The organism is Leifsonia sp. RAF41, assembly GCF_052114085.1.
In the GTDB taxonomy this organism is placed as follows: domain Bacteria; phylum Actinomycetota; class Actinomycetes; order Actinomycetales; family Microbacteriaceae; genus Leifsonia.
The window spans coordinates 1,041,105-1,055,105 of sequence record NZ_JBFREB010000001.1; the positions used below are offsets into that span (position 1 = coordinate 1,041,105).

General features: G+C 70.7%; 14 protein-coding genes. 3 read left to right on the forward strand and 11 right to left on the reverse strand.

All coding sequences use genetic code 11. The annotated features are described in order from the left end of the window. Positions 1–21 precede the first annotated feature (21 nt). Complete coding sequence (locus tag AB4Y74_RS04940; RefSeq protein WP_441798004.1) at positions 22–1,479, reverse strand: lipase maturation factor family protein; 1,458 nt, start codon at positions 1,477–1,479, stop codon at positions 22–24. A gap of 83 nt (positions 1,480–1,562) precedes the next feature. Then, complete coding sequence (locus AB4Y74_RS04945; RefSeq protein ID WP_441798005.1) at positions 1,563–2,240, reverse strand: endonuclease/exonuclease/phosphatase family protein; 678 nt, start codon at positions 2,238–2,240, stop codon at positions 1,563–1,565. Between the two features lie 154 nt (positions 2,241–2,394). On the opposite strand from AB4Y74_RS04945, the gene ligD reads away from it, so the two are divergent. Further along, the gene (gene ligD, locus AB4Y74_RS04950) at positions 2,395–3,414 is read left to right on the forward strand and encodes a non-homologous end-joining DNA ligase (RefSeq protein ID WP_441798006.1); all 1,020 of its coding nucleotides are present in this window, start codon (positions 2,395–2,397) and stop codon (positions 3,412–3,414) included. 4 nt (positions 3,415–3,418) lie between these two features. On the opposite strand, the gene AB4Y74_RS04955 is transcribed toward ligD, so the two are convergent. Next, positions 3,419–4,489, reverse strand: a complete 1,071-nt coding sequence (locus AB4Y74_RS04955; protein ID WP_441798007.1) for an ATP-dependent DNA ligase — start codon at positions 4,487–4,489, stop codon at positions 3,419–3,421. Positions 4,490–4,619: 130 nt separating this feature from the next. Here AB4Y74_RS04955 and AB4Y74_RS04960 point away from each other — a divergent pair, with 130 nt between their 5' ends. Then, positions 4,620–5,078, forward strand: coding sequence for an SIP domain-containing protein (locus AB4Y74_RS04960; protein ID WP_441798008.1), 459 nt, complete (start codon positions 4,620–4,622; stop codon positions 5,076–5,078). Positions 5,079–5,131: 53 nt separating this feature from the next. Here AB4Y74_RS04960 and AB4Y74_RS04965 read toward each other — a convergent pair whose 3' ends face one another. The 7 genes from AB4Y74_RS04965 to AB4Y74_RS04995 all read right to left on the reverse strand — a co-directional run bounded on the left by AB4Y74_RS04965 (position 5,132) and on the right by AB4Y74_RS04995 (position 12,384). Then, a complete protein-coding gene (locus tag AB4Y74_RS04965) occupies positions 5,132–5,977 on the reverse strand; it encodes an SDR family NAD(P)-dependent oxidoreductase (protein ID WP_441798009.1) in 846 nt (281 codons plus the stop codon). Then, positions 5,974–6,357: a Fe-S oxidoreductase gene (locus AB4Y74_RS04970; protein WP_441798010.1), complete on the reverse strand. Its 384-nt coding sequence runs from the start codon at positions 6,355–6,357 to the stop codon at positions 5,974–5,976. The genes AB4Y74_RS04965 and AB4Y74_RS04970 overlap by 4 nt, the downstream gene beginning before the upstream one ends. Then, positions 6,354–7,805, reverse strand: coding sequence for a dihydrolipoyl dehydrogenase family protein (locus AB4Y74_RS04975; RefSeq protein WP_441798011.1), 1,452 nt, complete (start codon positions 7,803–7,805; stop codon positions 6,354–6,356). The genes AB4Y74_RS04970 and AB4Y74_RS04975 overlap by 4 nt, the downstream gene beginning before the upstream one ends. Positions 7,806–7,874: 69 nt before the next feature. Further along, positions 7,875–8,660 carry a crotonase/enoyl-CoA hydratase family protein gene (locus AB4Y74_RS04980; RefSeq protein WP_441798012.1) on the reverse strand — a complete coding sequence of 262 codons (786 nt, stop codon included), beginning with the start codon at positions 8,658–8,660 and terminating at the stop codon, positions 7,875–7,877. Positions 8,661–8,670: 10 nt separating this feature from the next. Next, positions 8,671–9,552, reverse strand: a complete 882-nt coding sequence (locus AB4Y74_RS04985; RefSeq protein ID WP_441798013.1) for an arginase family protein — start codon at positions 9,550–9,552, stop codon at positions 8,671–8,673. After that, positions 9,549–10,295, reverse strand: a complete 747-nt coding sequence (locus tag AB4Y74_RS04990; protein WP_441798014.1) for a PspA/IM30 family protein — start codon at positions 10,293–10,295, stop codon at positions 9,549–9,551. The genes AB4Y74_RS04985 and AB4Y74_RS04990 overlap by 4 nt, the downstream gene beginning before the upstream one ends. Before the next feature lie 58 nt (positions 10,296–10,353). Further along, complete coding sequence (locus tag AB4Y74_RS04995; RefSeq protein WP_441798015.1) at positions 10,354–12,384, reverse strand: TPM domain-containing protein; 2,031 nt, start codon at positions 12,382–12,384, stop codon at positions 10,354–10,356. 146 nt (positions 12,385–12,530) lie between these two features. Between AB4Y74_RS04995 and AB4Y74_RS05000 the strand changes: the two genes are divergently transcribed. Continuing rightward, positions 12,531–13,283 carry a gamma-glutamyl-gamma-aminobutyrate hydrolase family protein gene (locus AB4Y74_RS05000; protein ID WP_441798016.1) on the forward strand — a complete coding sequence of 251 codons (753 nt, stop codon included), beginning with the start codon at positions 12,531–12,533 and terminating at the stop codon, positions 13,281–13,283. A gap of 96 nt (positions 13,284–13,379) precedes the next feature. Here the strand turns inward: AB4Y74_RS05000 and AB4Y74_RS05005 are convergent, their stop codons facing one another. Then, complete coding sequence (locus AB4Y74_RS05005; protein WP_441798017.1) at positions 13,380–13,997, reverse strand: protein-L-isoaspartate(D-aspartate) O-methyltransferase; 618 nt, start codon at positions 13,995–13,997, stop codon at positions 13,380–13,382. Positions 13,998–14,001 lie beyond the last annotated feature (4 nt).

The window sequence follows — 14,001 nt, forward strand, 5'->3', positions numbered from 1 at the left end:
ACTCGAGGACGAGCGCACGGGCTACTGACCGTCGCGGAGGCTCACGGGCGGCACCAGGTCGCCGACCTCCGACCGGACCCAGATGTCTCCGGTCTCGCGCTTCTCGGCGCGCGTGCTGAAACGGTAGAGGAACATGCGGGCGCGGATGGCGCGGGGCGGCATCCCGTCGAACGGGTCGTGCCGGAGCAGCTTCAGCGTCGGGCGGTCCGCCTCCAGCAGACGCAGCAGGAACACCTCGAACCAGGGGGAGTCGCGGGAGCCCAGCGCGAGGAACCACATCAGCCAGTCCAGCCGCAGGTGGTACGGCGCGAACTGCCGGGGCACGCGGCGCGGGTCGCCGGGCTTGCCCTTGAATCCGTACTCCTGCCAGCGCGCCTCGCGGTCGTAGGGGTCGTCGGCGGTGCCCTCGACGATCACCTCGTAGCGCTCCTTGGTCACGCTGCCGAACGCGCCGTAGGCGTTGACGAGGTGCCAGCGGTTGAAGCTAGCGTTCATCAGCTGCCGCCGCGAGAACAGGTTCCGAAGCGGGGGCCAGCTGAGCACCACCAGGAAGATCGTCGCGGCGAGGGCGACCACCGCGTACCAGAGCGGGATGGTGTCCGATCCGATGCCGCCCAGCGCAGCACCCCCGAACGCCCACGACCACACCGAGTCGCTGATGCCGGCGAAGGCGAGCACGATCGTGATCCAATTCAGCCACGCGAAGTTTCCGGTGAGGACCAGCCACAGCTGGGTCAGGATCATGATGACCGCGGCGACGCTCGCCACCGGCTGAGGCGCGAACAGGAACCACGGCACGATCAGTTGCGCGAAGTGGTTGCCGAGAACCTCCACACGATGCCACCACTTCGGCAGCAAGTGCGCCCACCGGCTGACGGGGTTCGGCATGGGCTGCGTCTCGTGGTGGTAGTAGAGCGCAGTCAGGTCTCGCCAGGAGCGGTCGCCGCGCATCTTGATCATGCCCGCACCGAATTCCAGCCGGAACACCAGCCAGCGGACGAAGAACACGATCGTGATCGGCGGAGCCGTGTCGTACGCCCCCAGGAACGCGACGATGAAACCAGCCTCGCAGATCAGGCTCTCCCAGCCGAAACCGTAGAACGTCTGCCCGATGTTCACGATCGAGAGGTACAGGAACCAGACGACCAGGAAGACGGGGACGAACACGTACGACGGCGCCAGCTGCAGGATGCCGGAGACGACGAGAGCGGACAGCACAGCGCCCGTCCACGCCACCCCGCGCAGCAGCCGGTCGGAGTACCGCCACCGGAACAGCGTGGGCTGTTTGCGGGCGTAGGGATGCCGCAGGAACCGGCGGACGGGCAGCAGGCCGTGCTCACCGAGCAATGCCGGGAACTGGTTCACCGCCGACACGAACGCGATGAGGTAGAGCGCTGCCACACCCCGCTCGAGGATCTCGCGCGCGATCGTGTAGTCATCGCCGGCCAGCCACCCGGTCAGCCACGCGGGGAACTCCATCGACACCACCTCGTCGTCGGAACCCGTTCACCGTACGCCGGAGGCCGACGGAGCGCGAGGGCACGACGCGGGTGTGGCCGCTATCAGGCCGCGAGCTCCGCATCCAGTCGGATCGGGCGGTGGTCGGATGCGCCGGCGGGGAGCACATCCACCTGCTCGATCTCGAATCCCGTTGAGGTGACGAAGTCGAAGTAGCCCGAGAAGAACTTGTAGCGCAGGTACGTCGGCTCGGTGGTTCGCTTCAGCGTGTAGCCCGAGGTCGTCAGGTGACGCTCGAGGCCGCGGATGAACCATGGGTAGTTGAAGTCGCCCACCATCACAACAGGAGTGCTGGGGGAGACCGATCGCATTGCATCATGTGCGGCCGCGATCTGCTTCCGGCGCAGCGAGTTGAGGGCGGTCAGCGGGGCGGCGTGGAACGAGCCGACGAGGATGTCTTCACCGCTGTCGCGGTCGCGCAGGTGCACGGCCAGCAGGCGCTCGTTCGCGGGCGCGAGCACCCGGTCGTGCAGCGACTTCTGCACGGCGAAGACCTGCGAGTGGAGGATCTCGTAGCGGTCGTCGCGTACGTAGATCGCCAGCCCGAGGCGGTTGGCACGGGTGGTGTCCGCCAGTGCTAGGTGGTGCAGCCGCTGCGGCAGGGCCTCGCTGTCGCACTCCTGCAGGCAGAGGACGTCGACGTCGTAGTCCTGCGCGATGGCATCCAACTCACCGCTCGCCGCGTGCTTGCGGAGGTTGTAGCTCACGATCCTCAGGGTCATGCACCTCTTCTCGAAGATCTCGATCGCGGCCGCTCGGAGATGAACACCCGCCCTGCCATTCTGGCCCACTTGGGCGGACGCTCAAGCGGCCCCGCGGGATCCCACAAGGAATTCACATCGCAGTCACCGTCGGTTCGGGCGGTACGGTGGTCGCATGGCAGGTGACGCGGTCGTCCTCACGGTTCCCGGGCCCCACGGTGAACGGGAGGTGCGCATCTCCAGTCCCGGCCGGGTGATCTTCCCGGAACCGGGCATCACCAAGCTCGACCTGGCGAAGTACCTGGTCGACGTCGGCGAGGCGTTCGTTCGGGCCAACGGCGACCGTCCGGTGTCGTTGCAGCGGTTCCCCGAGGGGATCGACGGGGAGCAGTTCTTCTCGAAGAACCCGCCCCGCGGCACGCCCGACTACGTCCGCGCGGTTCCGGTCGTCTACCCGAGCGCGCGGTCGCATCCCCAGCTCGTCATCGACGAACCGGCCGCGGCCGTCTGGGCCGCGCAGATGAACACGGTCGTGTTCCACCCGTGGCCGTCCCGCGCCGAGGACTCCGACAACCCGGACCAGCTGCGCATCGACCTCGACCCGCAACCGGGCACGGGGTTCGCGGACGCCGTCCCCGCCGCCATCGAGTTGCGGAAGGTGCTGGAGGAGGCCGGGCTCACCGCCTTCATCAAGACGTCCGGAAACCGCGGCCTCCACGTGTTCGCCCCGATCGTGCCGGAGCGGGAGTTCCTCGACGTGCGGCACGCGGTCATCGCCGCGGCCCGTGAGCTGGAGCGCCGGATGCCCGACCGGGTGACCACGGCGTGGTGGAAGGAGGAGCGTGGGGAGCGCATCTTCGTCGACTTCAACCAGGCCAACCGCGACCGGACGATGGCCGGCGCGTACAGCCCGCGGGCGCTGGCACACGCGTCGGTCTCGGCCCCGATCACCTGGGACGAGCTCGAGCACGTCTCGCCCGAGCAGTTCACCGTGCTCACCATGCCGGAGCGGCTGCGGACGGTCGGCGACCCGTGGGAGACCCTCGGCGAGAACCCCGGACGCATCGACGAACTGCTGGGGTGGTGGGAGCGCGACCTCTCGAACGGCCTCGGCGAGCTGCCGTTCCCGCCCGACTACCCGAAGATGCCGGGCGAGCCGCCGCGGGTGCAGCCCAGCCGGGCCAAGAAGGCGTAGCGCGTCAGGTCAGGACGTCTCCGAGGTCGTAGGCGATCGGACGGTCCAGCTGCTCGAACGTGCACGAGCGCGCCTCGCGGTCGGGACGCCAGCGCTCGAACTGCGCCGTGTGGCGGAACCGCATCCCCTCCATCTGGTCGTATCGCACCTCCAGCACCCGTTCCGGGCGCAGGCGGACGAACGACACATCCTTGCTTCCGGAGAATCGGCTGCGGTCGGTCTCGCCGGTGACGGCGCCACCGCTCTCGTCGCGCTCGACCAGAGGCTCGAGCTCGTCGATCAGCGAGAGGCGCTTCGCGTCGGTGAAGGCGGAGACGCCACCCACGTTCCGCAGCTCGCCGTCGTCGCCGTAGAGGCCGACGAGCAGGGAGCCCACCCCGCGACCACTGGTGTGGATGCGGTAGCCGAGCGCGACGACGTCCGCGGTGCGGTGGTGCTTGATCTTGAGCATCGTCCGCTTGTTGGGGGAGTACGCGCCCGCGAGCGGCTTCGCGACGACGCCGTCGAGCCCGGCCCCCTCGAACTCGACCAGCCAGCGGCGGGCGACGTCGACCTCCGTTGTCGTCCGGGTCAGCTCGATCGGTGCCGGGAGGTCGCCCGCGAAATCCTCGAGCGCGGCCCGTCGTTCGGCGAAGGGCCGGTCGACGAACGACTCGTCGCCCAGCGCGAGCAGGTCGAAGGCGACGAAGGTCGCCGGGGTCTGCTCGGCCAGCAACTTCACCCGGCTGGCGGCAGGGTGGATGCGCTGCGACAGCGCCTCCCAGTCGAGCCGCTGCCGCCCGGGCTCGCCGGTGGGCACCACGATCTCGCCGTCGAGGACACAGGGGCCGGGCAGGAGGCGGCGGAACGCCTCCACGAGCTCGGGGAAGTAGCGCGTCAGCATCTTGGAGCCGCGGCTGCCGATCTCCACGTCGCCGATGCTGCCGTCGCCGGCGTCGGCCGCGTAGATGAGGGCGCGGAAACCGTCCCACTTCGGTTCGAAGCTCAGACCCCCGGCCACGCTGTCGGGCTCGGGGACGGCCGGAACCGCCTTCGCGAGCATCGGGGCGATCGGGGAGGAGGCGGAGGGCTGCATGTTCCGATCATGCCGCGAACCCCGGACGTCCGGAAGGGATGCGGCCACGGCGCCCCGCTCGTCGCGCCCCGCCCCTGGCAGGCTGAGGATGGGCTCGGAGCCGGTGGTGGTTAGGTAAGCCTCGCCTATAGTGGATGACGAGATGTACCGCCCCGACCACGCCTCCCACACCGCCACGACGGCGCACGTCGACGACCGCGTGCAGTTCCTGGTCGTCGGCGACGAGTCCTCGCTCTCCGAGCTGGAAGCCGAGCTCGCGCTGCTGCCGCTCTGCGCCCGCGGGCGCGTGTTCGTCGAGGTGGGCGATGCCTCCCGGGTCGTCCCGCTCGCGACGCCGATGCGCATGACGGTCACCTGGCTGGCGCGCTCGCGCCGCAGTGGTCGGCCCGGCACCGGTGAGCGCTGCGCGCCCGGCGAGGCCGGAACCCGCGCGGTGCGCGCGTGGTGCGACGAGATGCTGTGCGACGGCCCCGGGGAGACCCGCGCGATCGTAACCGGCGGCTACTCCCTGGCGACCGAGGTGCGCGACCACCTCATCCACGCGGTCGGCATGTCGCCCGCCGCCGTCTCGGCGCCCGCCGCCCGCTGACCGGCGCTGCGCGCGGTGTTGGGACCAGCGGATGCACGGGCTGCAACGAAAAGTCAGGCGGAAACGCTGAGACCGACGAGCTGCTCGCTCGCGGCCCAGAGGTCGCGGCCGAGCTGCGCATTGCGCGCCTGCGGGTTGGTGCGGCCGTTCGCGCTGAGGCGGTCGAAGTAGGTGCCGCTCGGCGCGCCGACCGGCGCGGGGCCTGCGAGCAGGAGCAGCGGCGCGGCGCCGGCCTCGACGGGGATGCCGAACGTGCTGCGGGTCACCAGGTGACCCAGGCGGATCAGCGGTGACGTGTTGCCGAAGTTGGTGGCGATGGTCCCGGGATGGAAGGAGTACGCGGTCACGCCGGTCCCCGTCAGACGCTCGGCGAGTTCCGACGCGAACAGGATCGTCGCCAGCTTCGCCGTACCGTAGGCGCGCCAGCCTCCCTGCCACGGTCGCCGTTCCCAGTTCAGGTCGTCGATGCGCAGGCTCCCGAACCGATTGGCCAGACTGGCCGTCGACACGACGCGCACATCGCGACCCGCAGCCGCCGTCTCGACCAGACGGGGACGGAGCAGCGCGGTGAGCAGGAACGGCGCCAGGTGGTTGGCCTGGATGGTGCGCTCGTGCCCGTCGAACGTCAACTCGCGATCGTGGTTCAGCCCGCCCGCGTTGTTGGCGAGCACGTCGATCGTCTCGTAGCGGTCGAGGAGGGCAGCGGCGAGAGCCCGGACGTCGTCGAGACGCTCGAAGTCGGCGAGGAACGGCGTCGCGCCGATCCGCTCGGCGACAGCGCGCGTCCGCTCGGGGTTGCGTCCGACCACGGCGACCTGGTCTCCACCCGCCGCGAGTCGCTCGGCGGCGACCACCCCGATGCCGGAGCTGGCCCCGGTGATCACGATCGTGCGGGTCATCGGTAGCCGCCTTTCTCGAGGCCGGCCTCGACCTCGAATCGGTTGCGCAGCGGGTCGCGTCCCGCTACGAGGTAAAGGAAGGGGAACAGCATCCCGTAGCGCTGCCACTGCCGCTTGTGGATCGCCTCGTGCTCGAGCACGTCGTCGGTCACGTTGTGGTCGGTGAGGTAGACCCCACCGACGCAGGAGCCGCCGCGCCCGAACGTGCGCTTCGGCATGCCGCGGAACACCGTCAGCCCGGCGCGCCGCTCGATGCGACCCGTGCTCCACAGGAAGCCCCAGGCGTGTCCGACGGCCGTCGCGTACAGGTACCCGAGGCGGCTCAAGGGGGAGTCGAGCAGCAGGCTCCCGAGCGCCCCGCGCTCGAAGCGTCCCGTCATTCGGTGGGCCGCCCGTAAGTCTCGAGCAGCCGCAGCCAGACCTCGCTGACCGTCGGATACGACGGCACGGCATGCCACAGCCGGTTCAGCGGAACCTCGCCGACGACCGCGACGGTCGCCGAGTGCAGCAGCTCGCCGACATCCTGTCCGACGAACGTGACGCCGAGCACGACCTGGCGGTCTTCATCCACGACCATGCGTGCCGTGCCCTTATAGCCGTCGGCCACGACATGCGCTCCGGAGACGCTGCCGATCGCATACTCGACGACGCGGATGCGGTAGCCGGCCTTCTCGGCGCGGGCGGCGGTGAGTCCGACGGACGCCACCTCCGGGTCGGTGAAGGTGACCTGGGGGACGGCCTCGTGGTCCGCGGTGGCGACGAAGGCTCCCCACGGCTCCAGCGACACCTCGCGGCCGTGGGCGCGGGCGGCGATGGCGTCGCCGGCCGCTCGCGCCTGGTACTTGCCCTGGTGGGTGAGCAGCGCGCGGTGGTTCACATCGCCGACGCCGTAGAGCCAGCCGCCGTCGACGACCTCCCCGTCGGGACCGAGCACCCGCATGCTGTCGTCGACGTCGAGCCAGGCGCCCTCCTCGAGGCCCAGCGCATCGAGGCCCAGGTCGAAGGTGCGGGGCAGCCGGCCGGTCGCAACCAGGAACTCGTCGGTCTCGACGACGGTCCCGTCGTCGAGTTCCAGGCGGAACCCGTCGGCGTCGGTGCGCTCCACGCGCTCCGTCTTCGTGTCCAGGTGGAGGCTGACGCCGAGCTCCTTCAGAGACTCGGCCACCAGCTCCCCGGCGAACGGCTCCTCCCCGCCGAGCAGGCCGCTCCGCGCGATCAGGTGCACCTCGGTGCCGAAGCCCGCGTAAGCGGTCGCCATCTCCGTCGCCACGACCCCGCCGCCGAGGATGGCGAGTGAGACCGGGACGCGTTGAACACTCGTCGCCTCACGGCTCGACCACGGCTCGCTCTCGCGCAGCCCCGGAATGTCGGGCATCAGCGCCGCTGATCCGGTCGACACCGCGACCGCGTGCTTGGCGCGGAGAACGGTGACCGTGCCGTCGTCGGCCGTCACCGTCACCTCCTTCGGGGCCGTGATGACGCCCCAGCCGCGGACCAGGTCGATGCCGGCGCCGGTCAGCCACTCGACCTGGCCGTCGTCCTTCCAGTTGCTCGTCATGTCGTCGCGCCGCTTGAGCACGGCGGCAACGTCGAGGGGACCGGTCACCGCCTCCCGCGCGCCGCCCACCCTCTGCGTTGCCCGCAGCAGGGCGCCGCTCCGCAGCAGCGTCTTGGACGGCATGCACGCCCAGTAGGAGCACTCGCCGCCCACCAGCTCGGACTCGACGATGACGGTCTTCATGCCGCCCTGGACCGCGCGGTCCGCGACGTTCTCACCGACAGCCCCCGCCCCGATGACGATGACGTCGTAGTCCCTGGTCTCGCTCATGCCTTCTCCTGATCTGCTGCGGCGATGCCGCGTTCTGTCTTCGTCGCGGACGACGAAATGGATGGAATCTCAGCGACCGACGAACCGCGCCTCGGTGCGGGTCAGGAACGCCTCCATACCGATGCGCGCGTCCTCGCTGCCGGATAGGCGCACGAGGGCCGGCTGCAACTCCGCCTCGGCAGCCGCAACACCGTCGCGAATCGCCCGCTTGGCGTTGGTGAGCGCCGCCTGTACGGCCAGGGGCGCCTGGGCGGCGATCCGCTCGGCGAGCTCGAGGGCGCGGTCGAACTGCGCTCCGTCGTCGACGACCTCCTGCACCAGACCGAGACGGTGCGCTTCTGCGGCATCGAAGAGGTCGCCGGTGAGGATGTAGCGCATCGCATTGCCCCACCCGACCGCGCGCGGGAAACGCAGCGTCGCACCGCCGAACGGCAGGATGCCGCGCGTCACCTCGATCTGGCCGAACCGCGTCCCTGCCGCGGCGACGACGATATCCGAGGCGAGCATCAGCTCGATGCCGAGGGTCAAACAGGTGCCCTGCACCGCGATGACGACGGGCTTGCTGAGTCGGCTCCCGGACACCTGCCACGGGTCGATGCCGTTCTCGCCGACGAGCGACAGACCGTCCGGTCCGATGCGTGGACCGAGGTCGGCGAGGTCGAGGCCCGCGGTGAAGTGCTCGCCGACCGCGTACACCAGGCCGACGCGCAGTTCGGGGTCGCGCTCCAGTTCCCCGTACGCGTCCGCGAGCTGGGTGAGCAGCTCGAAGTCGGCGGCATTGCGCTTCTCGGGGCGGTTGAGGCCGATCAGCATGACGTGTCCCCGCCGTTCGGTGAGGATCTTGGGCGCGCTCATGGCTCTCAAGCTATCGCGCCTCTTCGGACACTGCCGTCGCCGGCGAGCCGGTCGGCCCGGTGAGCGAGGCGAGGATGCGCAGAATGACCGGCAGGTCGTGCTCTGCGGCGTCCACCGACTCCGGCGCGAACTCCATCAGACCCGCTCCGGCGAGGTCGAATCGACGCCGCAGTGCGCGGATCGCCTCCGTCAACCGTTCCGGCAGCACGCCGAACGGCTCGGGCGAGCCGATGCCCCCGATCGCGGACGGGTCGAGCACGTCGAGGTCGATGTGGACGTACACGGCGCTCGCTCCGGTCGCGGACACGGCCTCGACGAGCGCCTCCGGGTCGTCGAGCCCGGACGGCTCGATCAGCCGGATGCCGTGGGCGTCGACGTAGTCCGACTCGCCGTCGTCGAGCGCGCGCGTTCCGGCGAGCACGAGCTGTGCGGGAGCCAGGGCGTTCGCCCCGGAGGAGGCGAGTCCGTCCGGACCGTCCCCGAGGAGCGCGCGCAGCACCATCCCGCAGAAGGCGCCCGACGGCGACGAGTCGACATCGTTGAGGTCGCCGTGCGCGTCGAACCACACCACCGCCACGTCACCGGCTGGATGCGCGGCCAGCGCGTGCTGGACGGCCGCCAGCTCCGCGCCGCAGTCGCCGCCGATGGTGACGACCGGCGCCTCGAGCAGCGCCAGCTCCTCGGCCGTCGCATCCCGGACGGCGGTCAGCGACGAGAACCGGTTGACGCCCGTCCCCAGCGACTCACCGGCCGAGGCGGGCACCGGCACCTGGTGTGTGCGGGCGGACGGCAGATCGCCGCGGATGGCGTCCGCGCCGTCGATCAGACGCATCGCCCGCGATGACCCGGACCCCTGCCACTGCGGGACGACCAGGAAGGACGCGCCGCTCACCCCTCGGAACCTGACGTCACCGCGGACTGCCCGCCGCCGGACTTGAGCGCGGCGAGCCGCGCATCCACCTCGGTCAGCTCGCCCAGGTCGTCCAGCTGCTCGAACTGCGCGTCGAGGCTGGATGCCGCCAGCTCCTGCTGCCCGCGGACCTTGGCCTCCTCGCGGCGGATCTTCTCCTCGAAGCGGGAGACCTCACTGGTCGGGTCCATGATGTCGACGCTCTTCACCGCGTCGATGACCTGGGCCTGCGCCTGGGCGCTCTTGGCGCGCGCGATCAGCTCGGAACGCTTGCTCTTGAGCTGCTCCAGCTTCTCCTTCATGCCGTTGAGGCCCGTCTTGAGCTTCTCGACCACCTCGGTCTGCGCGGCGATCTGCGGCTCAGCGGCCTTCGCCTCGTTCTCGGACGAGATCTGCCGCTGCAACGCCACCTTGGCGAGGTTGTCGAACTTGTCGGCGTTCGCCGTCTCGCCCGATGCGCGGTACTGGTCGGCCTGACGGCTCGCGGCGAGGGCCTTGTCGCCCCACTCGCTCGCGGCCTCGACGTCCTCGCGGTGGTCGTCCTCGAGCAGTCGCAGATTGCCGATGGTCTCCGCGATGGCGCTTTCGGCGTCGGCGATGCTGTTGGTGAAGTCGCGGACCATCTGGTCCAGCATCTTCTCCGGGTCCTCCGCCTGGTCGAGGAGGGCGTTGATGTTCGCCCGCATCAACTGCGAGATCCGCCCGAAGATGGATTGCTTCGCCATATGCTCTTCCTTTCGCTCCCGCCCCGATGGGCGCTTGTGAGGTCTGTCCGGCGGACGGTCAGAACCGTCCGCCGCCACGGCGGGAGCGTGTCCCGCCGCCGCCGAAGCTCCCGGCGCTGAAGCCGCCGCCGCCACCGCCGCCGAATCCACCGCCACCGAATCCGCCGCCACCGCCCATACCGCCGCGCAGCACCGAATCGATGAGGATGCCGCCGAGGATCGCGCCCATGGCGCCGCTTCCGCCGCCGCGGCCAGAGGTTCCGCCGCCGAACATGCCGCCCATCCCGCCCATCTGGGGCTGGAAGCCGCCGACGTCCTGCTGCGCGAACTGGGTCGCCTCATCGGCGAGCTGCGCGGCTCGTTCCGCCTGCGCCAGAGCGGACACCGCGTCGGTCGCTGCCGTCTGCTCGGCCTGGACGACGAGTCGGCCCGCCTCCGCGAGCCGCGTGCGGGCTTCCGGACCGACGGCTCCGCGGCGGGCCGTGACGAAGTCCTCGCAGGCGGACACACGCGCCTTGGCGGTGAGCAGCGTCTGCTGCAGCGCCGACTGAGCGCGCTGTGCCTGAGCGCGCGCATCCCGCACGCCCTGCAGGACAGCGTCGATGGAGCGGTTGGCCGCGTCGAGCCGTTGTGCCAGCTCGAGCGGATTGACGAGGCCGGCCGCCAGCTTCGCCTGCACGTCCGTGACGGTCTGCTCGGTGCCCGCGACCGTCGCGGCGATCGTGCCGCCCGGGTCACTGGACGCCGCTAACGCTTTCGCCTCGGCCAGGTCGCTGCGGAGTTCGGCGAGGGTGCCGTCGAGCGACTGCTGCGCCGCCGCCAGGTCGGCTCCGAGCCGGTCGACGGCGTCGAGCAGGAGACCGGCCTGGTCGGCCGACTCTTCGGCGGCGCGGACCCCGACGGCGGCGGCCCCGGCCTCCCCGGCGGTCGCTTTCTGCGTCGAGGCGGCCAGCGCTGTGTCGGTGAAGTCGAGCCGCTGGGTGGCCTGGTCGATGTTGTCGTGCACCGTCGCAAGCGACGCTTCGGTGTAGCGCGCGGCGAGCGCGTCGAGGGTGGTGCGGGTCGTCGCCAGCCGCTGCCGCAGCGCGGTCGCCTGGGCGGTGATCTCGGCTGTGGCCTCCGGGATGCGCTTCTCCAGCGCCCGGAGCTCGTCGAAGGCGTCGGCTTGCGCGTCGAGCGCCTGGTTCGCCGCACCGCACAGCTGCACGATGCGGATGTTCCACTCGCGCCGCTGCTCGTCGGTGTCCGGCTCCGCATCGTCGAGGCGCTGCTTCAGCGTGAACGCCTCACGCAGCTGGGCCTTCGCGGCATCGAGGGCCGCCTGGAACGGCACCACGGCCTCTGCGCCGTACTGAGCCGAAGCGAAGCTCAGCTCGTCCTCGCTGGTGCGAATGGCGTCGTCCGTCTGCACCAGAGCGGAGCCGGCACGACGCTCCAACTCGGACAGGGGGATGGTCTGCAGCTCGCTCTGCGGTGTCGCCGGCCCGGCCGCGGCCTGCTTCTTGCGGGAGGAGCGAGAGCGGACGAGCACGAACACGACGACGCCGACGACGAGCACCCCGATGAGGAACACCCAGAAGAACACGCTCCCGGCGCCTCCGCCGCCCACCGCATCGCCGAGGCCGGTCGCGGCCGCGACTCCGGCCCCCGCCCAGTCGTTCGCGTGCAGCTTCGGCTCGATGTCGTTCTGCTCGATGCTGTCGAGCTGATCGGCGCTGACCGGGCCGTCGTCGTCGCCCGAGAGGTAGTAGGTGCGCCCGTCGGTCGCGACGGCGAGCAGATAGTCGCGTTGCCCCAGACCGTTCCGCGCGGCCGTCTCGTTGGCCCAGTCCGCCGCCTCGGTGGGGTCGGTGAAATCGGTGACGTAGACGACGTAGAGGTCGATGCGGTGATCGTCGTACAGCTTTTTCGCGGCGTCCGAGATCCGTGTCTCCTCGGCGCTGCTCAGCACATGGGACTGGTCGACCACGTGGCTCGGACCCAGGTCTACCGGGTCCTGCGCTGCGGCGGGAGCAGCCAGGAGCATGCTCGGTCCGGCGATGAGCCCCAGCGCCAGCAGAGCGCAGGTCAGCAGACGTCGCACGCGCATGCATCCACTCTCTCGGGTTCAGCTGATACTCAGCCGAGTGTATGCGGGCCGCATCCACCTGTCACTGTTTCCGCCTGTTACGCGTACCGTGCGAACATCGCCGACGCCTGGTGGGATGGGGGGAGTCCCGTGGAGAGGAGGAGCGCATGTCCCAGCAGCCGACCCTGGCCGTCGTCGAGGCCACGCGCTTCCGCTCCCACGATCCGGCGTACCACGACTACGTGCAGCTGCTGGTCGGCAACGTCATCGCAGAGGCGCGCAGTCACGGCTGGAGGGTCGACCGCCTGGCGGCCGATCGCGGCACGGAAGCGCTGCTGGCCGCAACCGAGACGGCCGACGCGATCGTGATCGTCGGAGGCGAGGACATCCACCCGGGCTTCTACGGCGCCGAGACGGGCTACCCGAACGAGTCGCGCCACCTCCCTGTGGCGGACGCGGCGCAGATCGCGCTGGTCCGTGCCGCCATCGAACGCCGCACGCCCCTTCTCGGCATCTGCCGCGGCCTGCAGGTCGTCAACGTCGCCCTCGGCGGAACGCTCGTTCAGGACCTCGGCGAGGAGTGCGGCCACGTGAACCGCGGGGTCCCCATCCCGCAGGTCCTCACCACCCACACGGTCGACGTCGCCTCCGGCAGTCGCGTTGCGGACCTCCTCGGCGAACCGACCGTCGAGGTGCGCAGCGCTCACCACCAGGCGGTGGATATGGTCGGCGCCGACCTCGTGGTCACGGCTCGCTCACACGACGGCCACATCGAGGCCGTCGAGCACCGTGACGCTCCCGTCCTGGCCGTGCAGTGGCACCCCGAGGATGTGGCTGCTCCCGCCGGCCAACTGGCAGCCCTGCTCGCGGGCCTCCGCGCCCCCTCCGCCTTCCGTTCGCTCGCCCCCCTCCCCGCCTGACACGCACGCGCCGCCGAGGTGCAGGTCGTGGCTGATATTCGACGCGAATAGCAGCAACAACGCTCACCTCAGCGAACAGAGCGCGGAGGCAGCAAGTCAGCCAGGCCAGCCGTTGCGGCCGACCAGCGGCACGAACGCGACAGCGCCGAGGCTCGTCTCGGCCAGCGCGCCGTCCTGGTCGCGCGTGAACAGCGCGAGGCGCTGTGAGCGCCCCGGGCGGCCGACCGGCATGACGATGCGCCCGCCCGGGCGGAGCTGTTCCACCCAGGCCCTCGGCACGGACGGACCGGTCGCCGCCGCCACGATCGCGTCGTACGGCGCGCCGGACGGCCAGCCGAGCGTCCCGTCCCCGGTGACCACCTCGACCCGGTAACCGAGCGCTTCCAACGTCGCGGCGGCTCCGTTCGCGAGGTCCGGATGTCGCTCGATGCTCACCACGCGATGCGCCAGTTGGGCGGTGACCGCCGCCGCGTAGCCCGAACCGGTGCCGACGTCCAGCACCGTGTCCTCGGGCCCGATGCGGGCGGCCTCCAGCATCAGCGCGACGATGTACGGCTGAGAGATCGTCTGCCCGTCGCCGATCGGCATCGGGTGGTCCTGGTAGGCGTACGGCGCCGCGGAGTCCTCGACGAAGAGGTGGCGAGGCACGCGTCGCATCGCATCGAGGACGCGCTGGTCCTCGATCCCGCGGCGGGCGAGTTGCTCCTCGACCATCCGC

What these genes read in the sequence shown, in the direction of transcription:
- AB4Y74_RS04940 (WP_441798004.1), bottom strand. Translation starts at nt 1,479, where the DNA reads ATGGAGTTCCCCGCGTGGCTGACCGGGTGGCTGGCCGGCGATGACTAC.
- AB4Y74_RS04945 (WP_441798005.1), bottom strand. Translation starts at nt 2,240, where the DNA reads ATGACCCTGAGGATCGTGAGCTACAACCTCCGCAAGCACGCGGCGAGC.
- ligD (WP_441798006.1), top strand. Translation starts at nt 2,395, where the DNA reads ATGGCAGGTGACGCGGTCGTCCTCACGGTTCCCGGGCCCCACGGTGAA.
- AB4Y74_RS04955 (WP_441798007.1), bottom strand. Translation starts at nt 4,489, where the DNA reads ATGCAGCCCTCCGCCTCCTCCCCGATCGCCCCGATGCTCGCGAAGGCG.
- AB4Y74_RS04965 (WP_441798009.1), bottom strand. Translation starts at nt 5,977, where the DNA reads ATGACCCGCACGATCGTGATCACCGGGGCCAGCTCCGGCATCGGGGTG.
- AB4Y74_RS04970 (WP_441798010.1), bottom strand. Translation starts at nt 6,357, where the DNA reads ATGACGGGACGCTTCGAGCGCGGGGCGCTCGGGAGCCTGCTGCTCGAC.
- AB4Y74_RS04975 (WP_441798011.1), bottom strand. Translation starts at nt 7,805, where the DNA reads ATGAGCGAGACCAGGGACTACGACGTCATCGTCATCGGGGCGGGGGCT.
- AB4Y74_RS04980 (WP_441798012.1), bottom strand. Translation starts at nt 8,660, where the DNA reads ATGAGCGCGCCCAAGATCCTCACCGAACGGCGGGGACACGTCATGCTG.
- AB4Y74_RS04990 (WP_441798014.1), bottom strand. Translation starts at nt 10,295, where the DNA reads ATGGCGAAGCAATCCATCTTCGGGCGGATCTCGCAGTTGATGCGGGCG.
- AB4Y74_RS04995 (WP_441798015.1), bottom strand. Translation starts at nt 12,384, where the DNA reads ATGCGCGTGCGACGTCTGCTGACCTGCGCTCTGCTGGCGCTGGGGCTC.
- AB4Y74_RS05000 (WP_441798016.1), top strand. Translation starts at nt 12,531, where the DNA reads ATGTCCCAGCAGCCGACCCTGGCCGTCGTCGAGGCCACGCGCTTCCGC.
- AB4Y74_RS05005 (WP_441798017.1), bottom strand. Translation starts at nt 13,997, where the DNA reads ATGGTCGAGGAGCAACTCGCCCGCCGCGGGATCGAGGACCAGCGCGTC.